8 protein-coding genes are annotated in these 18,579 nt (G+C 51.0%); all 8 read right to left on the reverse strand.

Annotated elements, in window-relative coordinates:
* Window positions 1-469: 469 nt before the first annotated feature.
* Complete coding sequence (locus AB9P05_RS21605) at window positions 470-2,092, reverse strand: family 43 glycosylhydrolase (RefSeq protein WP_371910917.1); 1,623 nt, start codon at window positions 2,090-2,092, stop codon at window positions 470-472.
* 200 nt (window positions 2,093-2,292) lie between these two features.
* Window positions 2,293-3,282, reverse strand: a complete 990-nt coding sequence (locus AB9P05_RS21610; protein ID WP_371910918.1) for an arabinan endo-1,5-alpha-L-arabinosidase — start codon at window positions 3,280-3,282, stop codon at window positions 2,293-2,295.
* Window positions 3,279-4,844 (reverse strand): arabinan endo-1,5-alpha-L-arabinosidase, encoded by a 1,566-nt coding sequence (locus tag AB9P05_RS21615; protein WP_371910919.1) that lies wholly within the window; start codon window positions 4,842-4,844, stop codon window positions 3,279-3,281. Before AB9P05_RS21615 ends, AB9P05_RS21610 begins: the two co-directional genes overlap by 4 nt.
* Before the next feature lie 5 nt (window positions 4,845-4,849).
* Window positions 4,850-6,394, reverse strand: coding sequence for an alpha-N-arabinofuranosidase (locus AB9P05_RS21620; RefSeq protein WP_371910920.1), 1,545 nt, complete (start codon window positions 6,392-6,394; stop codon window positions 4,850-4,852).
* Between the two features lie 35 nt (window positions 6,395-6,429).
* Entirely contained in the window at window positions 6,430-8,478 is a 2,049-nt protein-coding gene (locus tag AB9P05_RS21625) for an alpha-L-arabinofuranosidase C-terminal domain-containing protein (RefSeq protein ID WP_371910921.1), read from the reverse strand.
* A complete protein-coding gene (locus AB9P05_RS21630; protein ID WP_371910922.1) occupies window positions 8,462-10,003 on the reverse strand; it encodes a RagB/SusD family nutrient uptake outer membrane protein in 1,542 nt (513 codons plus the stop codon). The genes AB9P05_RS21625 and AB9P05_RS21630 overlap by 17 nt, the downstream gene beginning before the upstream one ends.
* Before the next feature lie 6 nt (window positions 10,004-10,009).
* Window positions 10,010-13,063, reverse strand: a complete 3,054-nt coding sequence (locus AB9P05_RS21635; protein ID WP_371910923.1) for a SusC/RagA family TonB-linked outer membrane protein — start codon at window positions 13,061-13,063, stop codon at window positions 10,010-10,012.
* Window positions 13,064-14,150: 1,087 nt separating this feature from the next.
* Complete coding sequence (locus tag AB9P05_RS21640; protein ID WP_371910924.1) at window positions 14,151-18,482, reverse strand: two-component regulator propeller domain-containing protein; 4,332 nt, start codon at window positions 18,480-18,482, stop codon at window positions 14,151-14,153.
* Window positions 18,483-18,579: the final 97 nt, after the last annotated feature.

The raw sequence follows: 18,579 nt of genomic DNA on the forward strand, positions 1-18,579 counted from the left end.
GCACCCGGCCCACCTTTTTCGGGTTACACAAAAGCATATTTTTGTAGAGAGTAGATCGTGTGATAATTATCACTGGACTGCCTTGCCTCTGACTTTTCATACTTTTTGCTTGATCAAAAAGTAACAAAAAATCAAGGCTGGGTCCCCTTCGCCTAAAATGTCTTCCATTCATCTAAAAAGAAAAAACTCGGTCTTCGTACCTCAGACCTCAAACAGTTTTCTTTTTTAACGCTTCATTTCAAACATTTCTTAACGGCTCTGGGAACAAGGCCGAATTATGATACGCTCACAGGTTACCAGCCATTTTAGGCCAGGTACTTTCTCGACTTAAGTAGGCGTTTATAGACTGAAAGCCTTATACTACTAAGTAGTTAATAAATCTACTTTTCGGCCAAAAGATGGAGACCTCTTGCAGAGCGCCCACCAGGTAACGCCCTATCGCTTGTCCCGGGATAAGTGATTAAATAACTTACCTCCTCTGCATCTTCTCCGTAAAGGTCCCTCCCTGGTTTTCGCACTTCAGCAGGTAGAGGCCAACGGGGAGCTCTTTTACTGATACGGTGGCAGAACGACCGGTAAAGTTGCCGCTTAGCATGACTTTACCCGCTGTATCGTACAACGTATAGTCCGTGCTGCCTTCCATCTCACCGCCCAGGTCAATGTTCAGTTGCTCGCTGGTGGGGTTAGGGAATACGCGGGCGGTCGCCTCTGCCAGTTCCGGCTGGCCTTCTGCGAGGCGGCTGCCACTTACCGCTTCAAAGCGGAATTGCTGGTTGGTACCGCCGGTACCGGGCCACTGCACAGCATTCGCCCCGTCATCAGATGAGAAGCTCAGGATGTCCACGTACTTGCCACTGGCACGTGAGCGGATGCCGTAGTAACCGCCTCCCCTGTCTACCAGGTCCCATTTCTGGCAATCGTTATTCAGCCAGCTCCATATCTGTACGTTAGCAAGGTCATCGCTGCTACAGTTCGTCACATCCAGCGCATGGCCGGGTGCCGTGAGTGGCGAAAGGCGCCAGCCGCTTCCGGTGTTCGTTACCGTCCATTTCTGGCAGTTGTTGTTCAGCCAGCTCCATTGGTTTACGTTCGTTCCATCTGCGTTGCCGCATCCCGCTACGTCCAGTACCTTATTGCTATGCCGCGCCACAATGCGGTACGTACCTCCCGAGACAATACCACCTCCGCTGGAGGGAGGGCTGCCAAGGTAGGGCCAGCCACCACTAAAGCCGAAATCTGATCTGACCCGGAGTTTGGCATTGCCATTATCATTCGCATCGTAAAAGTGATAGGTTAGCCGGCTGAAACTGTAGCCAAAGTGCCCGGGGCCTACCTCGTTACCGCTTCGGTTGGGCAGGAATACGCGCTCGCCGGTGTAGGGGCCGCGAATGTTGGTGGAGCGTGCCACTACCATGTAGTACGAGCTGTTTACCCCATTGCAGCAAAGTCCTCTCTGGTAAAACAAGTAGTAGTAGCTGCCGTTTTTGATCAGTCCGGGGCCTTCTACGTTGCCGTCTACCAGGTGCGTAGAGCCGCCGATTGGTTTACCCGTGCTGGTGCTGAGCTCGATAATGTCGATACCGCTTTGCCAGTTACCCCAGCTCATGTATAGGCGGCCATTGTCTAGCAGCAGGGCGGGGTCTATGGCATTATTGCCGGCCACTACCATGCCCCGGTCCGTCCAGGGACCAGCAAGGTTGGTAGCTGTAGCCACTCCTATAGCCGCCGGGGCACCATTGCCCGCGCAGGAGTAGTAGAGAAAGTACGTGCTTCCGATCTTGATCACATCAGGTGCCCAGAAGAAGCCCCGGAAGCCATCTACATAATTATTGATCCAGGACGGCCACTGGCCTATCGGAAAAGGCGTAGGCTCCGGGCGCCAGTTGGTAAAGTCACGGTTACTGGACGACATGGCCCATACCCCGTCACCTGTAGTAAATATCCAGTAGCGGCCATCTACATTCTGCACCATGGTAGAAGGGTCGTGACTGGGTGGGTACTGGGCTTGTGCCACAGAAAGGGTCAGCAGCATGAGCAATACACTCAGTGCAGCCCTGCTTAAAAGATGATAAAAAGTACAGTCTGGTCTCATAGGGTTTACGTTGTATACCGTTAGGGTATGGACATAGCTGTGCCTGTAAGCCTTAGCATGCAGGCCATGAATATCATATACCGTGGTATGGTTAAAATAATATTATACGTGCGGCTCTCTTATAAATGTTTAAATAAGCCTTTATATTAAAAAAATGCTCTTTTTATGTCTGTTTCATATAATGATATATACCTATACCATTATTTCAGAATATTATCATCTATTACCGGCCAGCCTTCATCGTCCCATTTCATTTCGCCTATTATAAGTTTCGGGCTGCCATTATCATTCATATCGTAGCCGTGGAAAACGAGGTAGTCTGTGTCATCAAACGTATAAGCACTGTTATGGCCTACCCCGGCCCACCTGTCGTCTCCTTCCACTACCAGCGTACCACCCCCGTCGGCCATGCTTTTCCCTTCCTTGTCCAGATAGGGCCCGGTCACATCGTCTGATCGGCCCACTACCACCTTGTAGGTGCTGTTCTTGCCCCGGCAGCAGTAGTCCCACGACACAAAGAGGTAGTACATGGAGTCTTTTTTAAAGATAAAAGGTGCCTCCAGGGCCGCATCGCCCGGCTCCTTGTCATCCAGGAAGTCGCTGCGCTTACGTCGTGCAATGGTGTGCCACTCTTGAGGCTCAGCCAGGGCCGTACGCTTAGGAATAAGCTTCACCAGCTTTAGTCCCTCCCAAAAGGACCCGAACGACATCCATGGGTAGCCATTTTCATCCACTATAATGTTCGGGTCAATGGCATTCCACAAGTCACGGTTAGGTACAGACTGAAGGATCATGCCCTGGTCTTCCCACTTGTAGGCGGGATCTTCCGGGTCCAGGGTTGTATTGGTTACCAGCCCTATAGCGGAGGTGTTTTTGGCAAATGAGCTTACCGAGTAGTAGAGATAGTATTTACCATCATAATACGATATATCAGGCGCCCAGAAGTGGCCGCGGAAGTCGCTGACAGCTTCAGTCGTCCATGCCGGGGCCTCATCGAATACCGGCTTTTCTTCCTTCCATTCTTTCATATCCGTTGATGAAAACATGGAAATGCCGCGCCCGGTACAGAAGAGGTAATAGGTACCATCCTCTTTGATCATAACCGGATCATGCACACGCAGGTCAAGCGACTGAGCGCGAACAGTAATTGCCACCAGGCAAAGTATCGATAGTAAAATTAGTCGTTTCATTCACCTACTTTTTTACCCCAGATCGTCGTTCCTTCTTCATTTAGTCCGGTAAAGAGAATGGTGGAAGCTACTTCGTTTTCCCAGTCACGGCCCCGCTCTACATACACCTTATCCGTGAAGGCACCGCCCCCCCAGCTTAGGGTGAGCCATGGGGCTTCGTATGACCAGGTATTGGCATTATCGCCATTGATGGTGCCGCCTGCATCCAGGGTGATGGTGACTGACTGCTGGAAGTCAGGGTTTGTCTGTGTCTCAGCAAATCCGGGCACTACGTTGTAGCCAAAAACAATCTGCTCCCAGGTACCCGGCAGTTCGCTTTCTTCCACGGCTGTTTCTTCCTCATTGGCATAGCGCTGCGGCGACACGATGGGCCACCCGTCTTCTGTCCAGAACACCTGCCTCACATGAAGCACCATAAAAAACCTGTCTATACCAGGCCTGCCCTGGTGGGCCATAAAGTACTGCCCGTCCTTTTCGAATACGGCGGGGTGCGATACGCCCTGCCAGCCGCTATGATTCTGGAAGCGATAGGGTGCCAGGATCATGGGCTGGTTATCGCTGAATTCGTTCAGGTTGTCCCCGTTAAAGTCGTAGAAAGGGCCGGTAGGGCTTTCCGAGCGGCCCACACGCACATTATACTTGGTTTCCAGCCAGTCGTAAGCAATGAACAGGTAGTACATGCCCTCTTCTTCATTGTAGATGATCTCCGGCCCCTCGATGTTGCCATTGATGGTATTGCCGCTGAAGCCGCGGTGGGCTACGCGCTGCCCGATGTCGCCTTCGGTGGCGGCCAGGCCGGTGGCAGGATCCAGCTCCATCATGTAGATGCCGTCCCACGAGGAGCCGTAATACATGTACTGGTTGCCACTCTGGTCTATAATAATGCTGGGGTCAATGGCATTGGTATGAGTCGAATTATCTCCCTGGGAGGTCACCACCAGGCCGCGTTCCACAAAGGGCCCCATGGGGCTATCGGAAACGGCCAGCCCTATGGCACTGAGCCGCCCCACATTAGAGGCCAGGGAGTAGTACACACGGTACTCACTGCCTACCTGTATGGCATAAGGGGCCCACAGGCTATTATTAGGTGTACCCCCGTTCTGCCGGATGTAAGTAGCACCGGCGGTAGGAATAGCATTAAACACCCAGCCTACGTACTCCCACTCTACCAGGTTGATACTCCTGCGGATCTGAAGTCCGGGCCTGATGGTATGCCCATAGGATACATCCGTGCTGTAAGAATAAAAAAAGTCGCCCGCATCCATCACATAATCACGCGCATCGATGACCGAGGGGTCGTGCGAATTATAGTGCATCCAGTCGTACACCTGTGCGGCGGTGGCCAGGTGGCCGTAGGTATCGGGCAGGCGGGAAAAGTCAATGGGCCCGTCACCCAACTCAGTGGTATCCGGCCTCTCGCCGCCTCCCGGCGTGGGATTAGGAGCAGGTTCGATCTCCTCCTCTCCGCAGCCGGCAGCCAGCCAGCCAAAGCAAAGCAGCAGGCTGAATACAGTTATCCAACGTTGATAAGATTTGAGAATGGTTTTGGGTTTAACAGGCATAGGGTTTATTCAACTTTTAGCACAACTACTGAAAAGGGTGGTAACTGCAGGGTCATACTCTCCCCTTTCCGTTTAAAATCCTTATAAGCTACAGGCTGCACCTTGTCCGGATTATCAAAGGTATTATGGTCTGTGAGGTTGGCAGCTTTGAGTATGGTACCGGACACCTTTTTGTTATCCGTGCCGCGCAGGTTTACGGTCACCTCCTGTGCCTCATCAGCATCTATATTCACCAGTGAAATATGGATAGCACCCTCTTCATTCACAGAAGCAGAACCGGACACAGCCGGCAGGCTTTTGCCTTCAAATTCATACTGCGCACCGGAGGATATACTCAGCGGCAGCAGGGTCGCATCCTGGTGCACATTATACATCTTCATCACATGGTAGGTAGGCGTTAGCAGCATCTTCTCATCTTCCGTGAGAATGACCGCCTGCAGCACATTGATAGTCTGCGCCAGGTTAGCCATACGCACACGGTCAGCGTGATTATTGAAAATGTTCAGGGTAGTACCCGCGATCATTGCATCACGCATCGTATTCTGCTGGTACAGGAAGCCGGGGTTAGTACCCTCTTCCACGTTGTACCATCCGCCCCACTCATCCACTACCAGCGCAATGCGCTTCTCAGGGTCGTACTTGTCCATGATGGTGCTGTGGCGGGTCACAAGCTCTTCCATGCGCAAGGCCGTCTCCATGGTACTGAAATACTGGGCTTCGCTAAAGCCGGTAGCCGGGCCTTTTTCATTCCATTCCACAAAAGAATAGGAATGCAGGGCCACGCCCTCTATCAGGTGCTTGGGAATGTCCCGCATCAGCACCTCCGTCCAGTGGTAATCGGCCACATTGGCCCCACTGGCAATCCGAAACAGGTTGCTGCTGTTAGACCAGTCCGTCATAAACGTGGCGTACTGCTTATACAGGTTAGCATAGTACTCCGGCGTCATATTGCCGCCGCAGCCCCACATCTCATTGCCTACGCCCCAGTAGGTAACCTGCCAGGGCTCTTCGCGCCCGTTTTCGCGGCGCAGGTCAGCCATAGGGCTGGTGCCGTCATGGTTCACATACTGTACCCAGTCGGCCAGCTCTTTCACCTCACCACTACCTACGTTAGCCGCCAGGTAAGGCTCAGCATCCAGCATTTCGCACATGTTCAGAAAGTCATGCGTACCGAAGCTGTTATCTTCCGTTACCCCTCCCCACCATTGGTTTACGATTGTCGGACGGTCTTCTTTAGGGCCAATACCGTCCATCCAGTGGTACGTATCGGCAAAACAACCTCCTGGCCAGCGCAGTACGGGTACCTTCAGATCCTTCAGAGCTTCCACCACATCATTACGCACCCCATTCGTATTAGGTATTTCGGTATTGTCATCACCTACGTAAAAGCCCCCGTATATGCAGCGGCCAAGGTGCTCGGCAAAGTGTCCGTAGATGTTCTTATTAATAGTTGGGCCGCCCTGGTCGGCATTGATATGTACCTGCACCTGCCTTGCGGACAAGCTACCGGCACCCAGGCATAATAATATAGCTAAAAGATAACGGGTCATCTATATGTTAATTTTTTATAATGAAAACCCGGTGATCAGTTCACCAGGTCTTTATAGCCTACTCTGAATACGGTGAGTGAATGAGGAGCAACGGATACCTCAAACTGATCACCTTTTACCTTTATCTCTTCTTCAGATGGACTTAGCTGCTTAGGATTCTCGAAAGAATTCACCTGCTGCATGTTGTCACTATGCAACACCAGCTTCTTCCCTTTGCGCTGCAGGCCATTTACGCCGGAAACGTCAAAGGTGATAGCCTGCTCAGCATTATTGACATTCACCACCTTGAATATCAGCTCTTTCGCCTCCTCATCCTTAGCGGCAGTGGCATACATCCCTTCCTGCCCCGTAATAGCCTGGCTCTCATCAGTCAGTTCCAGCACATGCGTTCCGCGATTGGTGGAAAACAGCTTCTGCACGTAGTAGTTGGGCGTTCCGTAAGCCTCAAGGTTATTAAACCAGATCAGGTCCGGTGTCCACTGCCAGCCATCTGCATGCGCAAACAGCGGCGCATAAGAGGTTAGTTGGACTACCTCCGCATTTCTCTCGAGACCCGTCATAAAGGCCGCTTCTGAGAGCGCGCAGTTCCAGTTATTCTTATTATCCGGGCTGGCTATGGCCACGCTCTGGGCCGCATACTCGCCTGCGAATATCTTCGGCCCGTTACGGTCATACTTGTCGTAGCGGTCGGCATTTTCAAGGAACCACTCCGGGTTACGGTAGTAGTGCTCATCTATGATCTCCGCATTCAGCTTTTTCAGCTCTGCCATACCATAGTCAAACATCTCCCCATCAGGGTAAGGTCCGCTGCCGGATACAATGATCATATCAGGGTACTGGCTTTTGATGGCCTTCTCAAATTCCTTGTAGCGCTTAATGTACTCAGGGCCCCACTGCTCATTGCCTATGCCTATGTATTTCATGTTGAACGGCTCCGGGTGACCCATGTCAGCCCGTAGCTTACCCCATTCAGATGATACAGGGCCATTGGCAAACTCGATCAGATCCAGCGCATCCTGCACGTAAGGGTCCAGTTCGTCCATCGGCACGAGCTGAGCCGTGTTGAACTGGCAGGCCATGCCGCAGCTAAGGATAGGTAGCGGCTCGGCACCCAGGTCTTCGGATAACTGAAAGTACTCGAAAAAGCCAAGCCCGAAGCTCTGAAAGTAGTCCGGCGTAGGCCGGTGATCGAACTCCGTGTTCCAGCGGTTTATAAGCGTGAAGCGATTTTCGATATCGCCTACCGTCTTCTTCCACTGGTACCGTCTGTCCAGGGTGCGGCCCTCCACTATGCAACCACCGGGAAACCGGAGAAAGCCGGGGTCAAGATCAGCCAGCAACTGCACCAGGTCCTTCCTTAGCCCCTGGGGGCGGTTCTTCCATGTATCCGCCGGAAACATAGAGACCATGTCCAGGTCTACTGTACCCGTTCCCTCAAAGGCGATCTCCACATGACCCTTCATGGCCGTACCATTAGCGGTAATGGCAGATTCGTACTTATTCCAATCACTACCGCTAAGGCTGACGGTGGTACGGCCGAGCTCCTGTCCTGTAGAGTCTTTCAGCATGACATTCAGCGAGACATCCCCTTCCATTACACGGGCCATAAGGCTCAGGTTGTATTGGCTGCCTTCCCTGATGCCCATGCCGCGGTAGCCCGAGTTCGTCAGGCGGTAGCCATTCTCAGCCTTTACATCCACACGGAGGAAGTTCTTATTCGCTTCATCCGGGTTTGCCTTAACCGGCATCGCAAAGCCGGAATTTTCGTTCATAGAGAACCGGTTGCTCTCAGGCTGCTCCCAGCCCATCATAGGTTCGTCAAACTCAAAGGAGCGGTTTTTTATCATCTCTGCATAGATGCCACCGTCTGCCGCAAAGTTGATGTCCTCAAAGAAGATACCGTACATTGTCGGCTGTATCTCAGCCACTGCATCGCTGGCATCTACCTTATACACATGCTCAGCAGCAGCTTCCCCTCCTACCTCTGCTTTCAAAGGCCGCGAGTAGGAGTCCGCACAGGCTTGCAATAGTCCAAGGCAGACTACCAGGCATAGCAGCCTTAGTACATTAGTCATTCGCTGCATTGCCTACCAGGTTAGGGTTATTATTCATTTCATTAAGCGGTATGGGTATGAGTTTCCGGTCTGGAGTAAAGTTCAGGAACTCCGGATCATGAGCCTGCAGCAACTGAAGCTTCTGAGCATCATCCAGCCAGCCCCAGCGCATGATGTCGAACCAGCGTGAGCTTTCTACAGCCAGCTCCATTACCCGCTCGTGGGCAAGCTGGTCCATGAACTGATCGAGGGTATAGCCTGCAAATTCAGACTCGCGATCAGGAAGATTGGCGCGGTCGCGCACGATCTGCACATACTCTGCAGCAGCGCCTATGTTACCGGTATTAGCCAGGCATTCGGCATACATCAGCAGCACATCCGCATAGCGAATGATGGGGTAGTTAATCCCGGAGAAGTCAGCATTACCTCCCATATCGGCCAGGGTGAATTTCTTGAGGAAATAATCGTTTTCTCCGTAAGGCCAGGGCTGTCCGAAGGCCATGTCATAGCCCTCTTCCGGTTCGTAAGACAGGATAGTGGCATGGTAGCGCTCATCCAGGTTACCATCTACCGTAAGCTCCTGGCGCATTTCGTTATACAGCCAGTTTGTAGGGTAAAAGTCAAAGAAGTTGGCTACGGAGTAGGTCAGTGACAGGGCATTGAACTGCCTCCAGTTTACATTAGGATCACCACCCCAGTTGGGTGTAGGGTTCGTACTATTCGTAAACTCCGCCCAGAAGATCTTACCCGGGTCAGCCTGTTCCAGTGCAGGGTCGCCGGAGAAGATATCAGCATAGTTCTCCGCCAGGGCAAATTCCCCTGAGGTGATCACCGTCTCAAAGAATGGCAGTGCTTGGGCATATTCACCCTCATACAGAAGTACTTTACCCATCAGCGCCTGAGCTGCACGTTTCGTAGCGCGGCCACTCTGGTTGGCATCCGGTCCGCTAATGCCGGCATAGGAAGTAGGTAGCAAGTCAATGGCCATTTCCAGGTCCATCTTCACCTGCTCATACACCCCCTCTTTAGTCACCCCTTCATTACTGGGATAGAGTGCCTCTACTCCTACGGGTGTTTCCAGCACCAGTACCGGATTACCGTACTGGTTAGCCAGCTTAAAATAGGCCAGTCCGCGAAGGAAATAAGCCTGCCCGAGCAGGCGGTCAGTAAGAGCAGGGTCCAGATCAGGCACGTTGGGTACATTTTCTAATGCCTGATTGGCCCTGTTCACTGTTATGTAATGGCCCGCCCAGAAGATATCCCCACCTTCATCGGCCGGAGGCAGGGTAAAGTTGCTAAGCCCTGTAAGAAAAGCCCAGGGGCTTCGGCTTCCTACTTCGTCGCTACGGCTGTCATTGTATATAGGCGTCATGCGCTGGTACCAGCCGTCTATGATCAGCGTATTATAAATGGCATCTACTGAGGCCACAGCCTGTTCCTCTGTGCTGTAGTATTCATCTGAAGACAATCGGTTAGGGTCCGGTATATCCAGTTTACTATCACAGCCAAGAAAGACTGCAGCCAGAAGGGTATATGTGAATATTCTGAATTTCATCTTTTCTTAAAATTTAAGTTGAACACCGCCCATAGTTGTTCTGGGCCTTGGGAAGGTACCGAAGTCGAATCCCGGCTCAAGGATAGCCGCCTGAAAGTCAGGATTGTATCCTTTGTAAGAACTGAAGGTGTGCACGTTCTGCATCGTTACGTAGATGCGGGCACTCTTGATGTTCAGTCTCTCCAGGAAAGTATCCGGCAGGTTGTATCCAAGTGAAAGGGTGTTAATACGGAAGTAGTCTCCGTCCTGCAGCCAGCCCGGGCGGTTAGAGTTTCTGGCATTCATATTAGGGTCGAGCCAGATCATGCGGGGGATGGTAGTGCTGGGGTTTTCCGGTGTCCAGCGGCCAAGGATATCCTCGTGCCAGTTAGTAAAGCCGGAAGAAAGCATCAGGCCGCGGTACAGGTTACTATTGATTAAGTTACCGCCACTACCGGAGCCAAATATCGTCAGGTCAAAGCCTTTATATCTCGCCGTTATGTTCAGACCATAGTAGTAGGTAGGCAAGCCCTGTCCCAGATACGTACGATCATCGTCAGTGATCACCCCATCAGGCACACCGTCAGGGCCGCTTATGTCTCTGAAACGAATATCGCCGGGTGAGGTGCCGTTCTCCTGGAAAGCGTGGTCTGCTACCTCCTGCTGGTCCTGGAAAATACCATCATATACCCAGCCATAATGCTCACCAATAGAGCGGCCTTCTACGTTATAGGTGCCCACACCAGGAAGAGCTTCACGCGGGCCGAGGTCCAGAATCTCATTGTTCAGGGTATAGAAGTTAGGTGAGATCTCGAATGAGAAGTCGCCGATCTCTTCGCGGTATGTAGCACTCAACTCAATACCGGAGTTACGAATAGAACCTGCGTTCGTCGCCAGACCGGCCAGTGAACCGTTTGACAACGGAATGGGCAGGTCAATAAGGACATCCTCAGACGTATTGGAGTAGTATTCCGCAGTGAATTCCAGCTTGCCCTTAAACAGCATGGCGTCCAGGGCAACGTTACGGGTAGTGCGCGTCTCCCACTTAATGGAGGGGTCCACCAAAATAGTAGTTGCTCCACCAAGTACACGTTGTGAACCAAATTGGTAAGGAATGGCGCGGTTAATGGTGCTCAGGTAGCGGTAGTTACCAATCTCCTGGTTACCCAGCTGACCTATACCACCTCTCAATTTCAATTGATTGATGTACTCGGGTAGCTCAAAGTCATTATGGATCTTCCAGGCAAGTCCTACCGAAGGGAAAGTCTTGTAGCGGTTATCCTCAATGAATTTAGAAGAACCATCACGCCTGATATTCATCGTAATCAGGTAACGGTCGTCATAAGAATAATTTACCCGGCCCAGCAGCGAGAAGATAGCCGACTCCTGTATGTTATCCGTCACGCTGAAATTCTCCGCACTGCCCAGGCTTATCACATAAGGCTTGTCCAGGCCAGTACCGGTAGAAGCCACCTCCCTGAATTCAAACTCCTGGTAGGTTTGCCCGGCTACCACATTCAGCTTATGCTTACCGAACTCCCTGTCGAAATTAATCGTGTTCTCGATCAGGTATGAGTTGTTTGTGCGGTTTGCCACTCTCAGGCTGGCAAGGTTATTAGGAAAGAAGTAGCCAAGGTCATACATCGGCTGAAAAAGCTCATCGGTAATGTCCGTATTGTCATACTGCAAATTCAGCTTGTAGCTAAGGCCATCGATAAACTCATACTGTCCGTAGGCATTAGCTAAAATACGGTTCACCACAATATTATTATCTATCAGCGTATTGTAGCCAGGCACGTTCAGCGTAATGGAGTTATGGATGATCTCATCCGCTCCGCCGAAGCCACCTTCGCGATTGGGGTCGTAAACAGGAATAGTAGGTATGGCCTGCAGCAGGTCATTAACCAGGCCGGGACGACCACCTAAAAGGCCCAGGTCGGGCGTGAACAACAGCGGGTTCTCATCAGAGCGCATCACAAAGATGTTTTCACCCACGGTGAATTTACCAAGCTTTGTTTCCGAGTTTACCCGGAAAGAGTAACGCGTGTAATCGGGGCCTGCCCCTACCAGCGTACCCTCATTGTCCAGGTAGTCCAGTGAGATAAAGTAATTTGTGGCTTCCGTACCTCCGCTGAAGTTAAGGTTGTAGTTCATGATGTGACCATCCTTATAGCCTTCATCCTGCCAGTCAGTATTAATGTCGTCTATGAACTGGGGAGAGTTCGGGTCATTGCCAGGGAGCAGAGGCTGACCCGCATTGGTCAGTAATTCATTAACAATGGTCTGGTAGCCCTGTCTGCCCAGCACCGGTATGCGGTCGGGTACCGTCTGCACACCATAATAAGCATTCAGGCCTACTTCCAGCGCTTTGCCTTTTCTGCCGTCTCTGGTCGTAATGATCACTACACCATTAGCCGCACGGTTACCATATATAGCACCGGCAGTGGCATCCTTTAGTATCTGGATAGATTCGATATCATTAGGATTAATGTCCCTGATGCCTCCGGAGATAGGGAAACCATCCACCACGTACAGCGGCTCGGCACTGGTACCGATACCGAAGGTACTGATACCGCGGATCCGTACCGAAGGAGCAGCGCCCGGCTGCCCGTCACTCGTAATAGACACACCAGCCACGCGGCCCTGCATCATTTGAGTAACATCATTAGAGGCCTGCTTCTGTATCTCTTCCGTATCCACCTGGCTTACGGCACCCGTAAGGTCGGATTTTCTTTGTTCACCATATCCCACTACCACTACCTCCTGCAGGTTTTCCACGTCAGACTCCAGGCCCACATTTATAGTGGTCCGGCTGCTGACAGGTACTTCCTGTGAGACAAATCCTATATAAGAAAAAACAAGCGTAGCGTTGGGGTCAACAGTCAGGCTGTAGTTGCCTGCCATATCGGTAACCGTTCCTTGCGTGGTACCTTTAATAAGTACGTTGGCACCGGGAAGAGGCTCCTCTGTGCCGGCCTCCGTTACCGTTCCTTTTACGGTGGTCTGCCCGTAGCTCATAAAGCTAATGCAGGAGAGCAGCACACCAAAGGTCAGAATCCTCAGAGTGGTAAAGATCTTCATACAGTTTTGGGTTATGTTGTCGCGATGGTTTTTACTAACCATTCACCCTCTAAGTTGAAAAACAGGCCGTTTTCCAGGGTGGACACATGTTTTTTAATGGTGGACAGGTGTGTATTCACCCCCTGAAGCCAATTAAGGCTGAAATATATTGATTTTTTCTTACCCGGATTTGTGTTTTAAAGGGAGGTTTTTTATGAAATAAGGGTTTAAGGAGGTTTCAAACGTTTGAAAAAAGGAGTTTAGAGTGATGGGGACGGGTGGTTTTCCTTTCCCACAATGCATGATCACTTATCGTGACGTCTGTCAGGGAAAAGGAGTTTTGGAGGCTGCTGTTAACTACCCGCCACACACACTACCGCGAGATTAGCGAAGCGTATCTCGTGGTTACCATTTTCGTGAAGTTGTACTTCACCTTGCAGACAATTTCCTGTATGAACAGTCCCTGTAATATTTCTGGCCACCGTTACAGAGTTCCGTGCGATCAACCAATAAATGGCAACCCCACCCCATTCCGGGCGAGATCAACCGCCAAAGGTAGGGGAGCTTTTCAAAGTACCTCTGCCAAATTATACTGCTTTGATACATCCCCCGGACTCAGCCTCTGCTTTTCAAATGATATTCTACGCCTGCCCCCTTCGCATCACTATTAGCTTTTCACACAAGCATTCCGGGCCGAAAGGGGGACTTGGTTCCTGCATTTTTATGGGTGAATAGGTATAAACCCTCACTACCGCGAGATTTGCGAAGCGTATCTCGTGGTTACCATTTTCGTGAAGTTGTACTTCACCTGGCAGACAATTTCCTTTAAGAACAGTCCCTGTAATATTTCTGGCTACCGCTACAAGGCCCACTCAGTGCAACCAACAACCTTCTGCACAGGGAGCTTTTCAAAGTACCTCTGCCAAATTATACTGCTTTGATATATCCCCCGGACTCAGCACCTGCTTTTCAAATGATACTCTACGCCTGCCCCCTTCGCCTTGCCATTAGCTTTTCACCCAAGCATTCCGGACCGGAAGGGGGACTTGTCTCCTGCATTTAAAAAGTAAAAGATATGCTCAGATAAGGGCGGGTTCCGCCAGAAGCCCTACACCCTCACCTTCTGCTCCACAAACTCCTTGGGCGACTGGCCGAAATGCTTTTTGAAGAGGCGGGAGAAGTATTTGGGGTCGTTGTAGCCCGATGCGTAGGCCACTTCGGAGATATTGAGCGTATTTCCTTCCAGCAGGCTTTTTGCCTTCTGCATACGCAGATGGTTAATAAACTCACTGGCAGACTGGTTCGTAAGTGAGGTAAGCTTCTTATGGAGCAAACTACGGCTTATGCCCATCTTTTTCACAAATACACCCACATCAAATGACGGATCCTGCAGGTTCTCATTAACCGTATCAATGGCCGATTCAAGGAACTTCTTGTCCTTGCTGTTGCTCGTTACGCTGTCCGCATCGGAAGAGCTGGCAAACTGCATCCTGAGCTTATTCCGGCCATCAATCAGGTTCTGAATAGTGGCTGCCAGCAGATCAAAGTTAAAGGGCTTGGGCAGGTAGGCATCCGCCCCTATTTCCAGTCCTTCTATCTGGTCTTCCACTGAGCTTTTGGCCGTCAGCAGGATCACCGGTATGTGTGAGGTATCCAGGTGCTGCTTTAGGTGCGTACATAGCTCATGCCCGTTCATCTCCGGCATCATGATGTCACTGATAATAATATCGGGGTCATTTTTACGAGCCAGCTCTGCGCCAATCCGGCCATTGCCTGCCTCCAGGATATTATATTGCTCATTCAGGCGACTGGCCACAAAGGTGCGCAGGTCATTATTGTCTTCTACTATCAGCACCGTACTTCTGCCTTTGCGGTGAGTATAGGCCATAGGCTGCACGGTATGCTCCTTCACAGCATTACCCATCAGTTCATCTTTAAAGAATTCGATCTGCTCCATAATCCCGGGACCCTTCCGGCTGCCATGCTCAATTTCCGAGGGCGTGTAGGCACTTTTTAGGCACGGGAACTGCACCTCGAACACAGAGCCCTGTCCCACATTACTCTCAACAAATATCTCACCGTGATGGGAACGTATGAGCGCTTCGGCCAGAGACAGCCCCACACCGGAGCCACCGATCTCCAGGGTTTTCTCTGAAGCCACCCGGTAGAATCGCTTGAATACCAGCGGTAAATTCTCTTCGCTGATTCCTATACCAGAATCGGAGACTCTCAGGCTTATGATACCGTTTTCCCCCTTAATACCGGTTTCCAGTCTGGCCTCTTCCTTTTTCAGCCCCTGCACCTCAAAGCTGATCCTGCCACCTTCGGGGGTATACTTAAAGGCATTGGAAAGAAGATTATAAAGCACATGCTCCATTTTCTCCTTATCGAACCAGACCTCATCGGGCAAGTCCCGCTCTATATAAGAGTAGCGGATGTTCTTTAACTCTGCCAGGGAACGAAAGGCCTCAAATATCATGTAGCAGAAAGCATTCATATCTTCAGAGGTCACCTTCAGGTCCATCTGCCCGTTTTCCACCTTTCTGAAATCCATGATCTGGTTGATCAGGTGCAGCAGGCGCTGCGCATTATGATTGATCAGGTTTAGCGTGTTTAAAACTTCCTCATTAACCTTCCGGTCTTTGATCAGCTTTTGCAATGGCCCTAATATGAGCGTCAGCGGCGTACGGAACTCATGAGATACATTTGTAAAAAAGCTCATCCTGAGCTGGCTTACCAGCTTCACCTTTTTATTCAGGGCGATAAGTTTGTCGCGCTGCGAGAGTATCTCACGGTTCTGCTGCTCCAGCTTGTCCTTTTGACCGCGGATCAGCGCCTGCTTTGTTTCCAGTTCTTCGTTATTGGTCTTCAACTGGGCCGCCTGGGCAGACAACTCTTCATTCTGATGGTTGATCTGTTCCGTTCTTTCCATCACCTGTTTTTCCAGCAGGATCTTTTGCCGCTTCAGGCTGTAGGTACGCCAGCGGATATAGCCCAGTACCATCCCCGCCAGCAGCAACACGAACAAAATCCTGAACCAGGTAGTGTCCCAGAAGGGAGGCTGGATGTGTATGGCGAGTGAGCGCGCTTCCTGCGTAAAGTCACCATTCGGGTCGGAAGCCTTCACCTTAAAAGTATAATCACCCGGTTTCAGGTTGGTATAACTCGCAAACCGCCTGTCCGAACCAACATAGTGCCAGTCCTTTTCAAAGCCTTCCAGTATGTAGGCATACCGGATCATTTCCGGCTCCTGGAAATCAAGAGTTGTAAACTCGATGGTAAAATTCTTTTCACGGTACGATAGATTCAGCTCTTCTGCCTTCATCGGGCTGGTACCCAGAGCTTCCGTGCCATGGTATTTCCTGCCGGGCGTCACAGTCTCGTTCAGCAGTTTGATATTCGTCAGCACCACCTCAGATTGGGCTGTCTGCTCATTGATCCATGCCGGATAGAAAGCATCCAGCCCCTGCATACCACCAAAATACAGCTTCCCCCGGGCATTTTTAAAACTGGCCGACCAATAGTACTGGTTATTAAGCAGCCCGTTTGAGGTATAGAAGTTTCGGAACTTACTTGTCTCAGGGTCAAAAGAAGACAAGCCGTAATCCGTAGAGAGCCACAGGTTTCCCTCTCCATCCTCTTCCATGGCATACACAATGTTATTACCAAGTCCGTGGCGGGTAGTGTAGTTGGTAAAGGTCTCGCTCTCAGAATTAAATTTATTGATGCCCTGTCCATAGGTACCTACCCACAGGCTGCCCCTGCTGTCCTGAAGCAAAGAGATCACATAATTACCACTCAGACTGTTAGAAGCCTCCTGGCGGTGAGTGTACTGCGCTACTTCGGGCTTGGCTGAGGCCGGATGGCTTACCCGGTACAGCCCCGCCCGTGTGCCTACCCATAAATTACCCTCACTATCTATCAGCAGCGTACCCACTTCACTGATCCGGTCAGGGCCAATGTTAAATTTTCTCTCAAACCGCTCGCCTTCAGTATCATAAAAAATCAGACCTCCCAGCGTTCCTATCCACAGGTTACCCGTATGGTCCTCTGCCACTGATGAGATAAAGGTGCTTTGCGGACCGGGCAGGTATTCCCCCATAAACCGGCGAAACCGGCCCGACTGATCATCTGCCATCAGGTTCAACCCTGCCCCCCACGTACCGGCCCATAGCTTGCCCTTCTGGTCGCGGTGGATTACGGTCACAAAGTTGCTGGAAAGTGAGGTAGTGTCCTCTGGCCGGAAGGTATAGTGCCGGTACTTGCCCGTGGCTTTCACATACTTATTAAGTCCGCCCCCGGCCGTTCCTATCCATATATTTCGATCATCTTCAAAAACCGAATTCACCGTACTATGGCTCAGGCTGTTAGGGTCAGTGATCTTATGCTCAAAATGCTCAAACGTGCTCTGATGGGTATTCAGCAGGTTCAGCCCTCCCCTCTCCGTGCCTATCCAGATGTTTTGGTCCCTGTCCAGTAGCAGGCAGTTTACAAAGTTATTGTTCAGCCCCTGGTCACTGTAGTAGCTCTTAGTATAGTTGCGTAGCAGGCGGCCTTCACTGTCCATCACCCCAATACCCCCAAGTGTAGCTACCAGTAATTGTCCGTTTTCGTTTTCTGCCAGGTCCATCACCGCACTATGTGGCAGCGTGGCAGGATCATTTTCATTATGAAAAAATTGGCTGAAAGTACCGGTTGCCGACTCATACCGGTTGAGTCCCCATTCCGTCCCTATCCACATCGTACTATCACTTGCCTGGTGTAATGCCAGTACCTGGTTAGAGGACAAACCGCCGGGAGCACTTTCTATATAAGTGTATGCCCCGTTCCTGATGATGGTGATACCCTGGTCTGTACCTGCCCAGATACTGCCGTCATAAGCACCAGTAGCCGTATTCAGCACCTGGCCTTTTATTTTACCCCTGAGGGTTTCCGTCGCATACTGCTTCCGGCTCTTCCAGTGACCGCCGCTATCCAGAAATTCTATTACGTACAGACGGCTGTCCGTAATCACCAGCGCAGTAGACCTGCTGAGCGGTTCTATCGCTTTTATCTTTCCTCCGATGCCCTCCTGTCCCGACACCAGCCCTGAGGCCTCTGCAAAACGCTGTTCATCATGCAGGTACACAAACAGGCCTTCGCGCGTACCAGCCCATATATTGCCGAAAGCATCTTCATACAAGGCATGTATGAAGTTATTGATCTGCGCATTCTCATTGTTATACACCTTAAACCCATAGCCGTCGTAGCGGCACAGACCGTTCCAGGTGCCCACCCATAAAAAGCCCTGCCTGTCCTGCAGGATACAGTCCACCATATTCTGCGAAAGGCCGTCTTCAATGGTCAGGTATTGAAACTTCATACTCCTGTTCTGCCCAAAAACGACTGCAGCAGTAAGCCAGAGGGCCATAACAGGAAGTATATAAGCGGATTTTTTCATATGTTCTGCAGGACTATGGCGTCAATTACCACCCTCTATGGTAGCTTGGGCAACAGCCATTCACTAGTTTTGTCCGGTTTTATCTATTTTGGTGAAT

Origin of the sequence: Roseivirga sp. BDSF3-8 (genome assembly GCF_041449215.1) — a bacterium.
GTDB lineage: Bacteria > Bacteroidota > Bacteroidia > Cytophagales > Cyclobacteriaceae > JBGNFV01.

What these genes read in the sequence shown, in the direction of transcription:
- AB9P05_RS21605 (WP_371910917.1), bottom strand. Translation starts at nt 2,092, where the DNA reads ATGAGACCAGACTGTACTTTTTATCATCTTTTAAGCAGGGCTGCACTG.
- AB9P05_RS21610 (WP_371910918.1), bottom strand. Translation starts at nt 3,282, where the DNA reads ATGAAACGACTAATTTTACTATCGATACTTTGCCTGGTGGCAATTACT.
- AB9P05_RS21615 (WP_371910919.1), bottom strand. Translation starts at nt 4,844, where the DNA reads ATGCCTGTTAAACCCAAAACCATTCTCAAATCTTATCAACGTTGGATA.
- AB9P05_RS21620 (WP_371910920.1), bottom strand. Translation starts at nt 6,394, where the DNA reads ATGACCCGTTATCTTTTAGCTATATTATTATGCCTGGGTGCCGGTAGC.
- AB9P05_RS21625 (WP_371910921.1), bottom strand. Translation starts at nt 8,478, where the DNA reads ATGCAGCGAATGACTAATGTACTAAGGCTGCTATGCCTGGTAGTCTGC.
- AB9P05_RS21630 (WP_371910922.1), bottom strand. Translation starts at nt 10,003, where the DNA reads ATGAAATTCAGAATATTCACATATACCCTTCTGGCTGCAGTCTTTCTT.
- AB9P05_RS21635 (WP_371910923.1), bottom strand. Translation starts at nt 13,063, where the DNA reads ATGAAGATCTTTACCACTCTGAGGATTCTGACCTTTGGTGTGCTGCTC.
- AB9P05_RS21640 (WP_371910924.1), bottom strand. Translation starts at nt 18,482, where the DNA reads ATGAAAAAATCCGCTTATATACTTCCTGTTATGGCCCTCTGGCTTACT.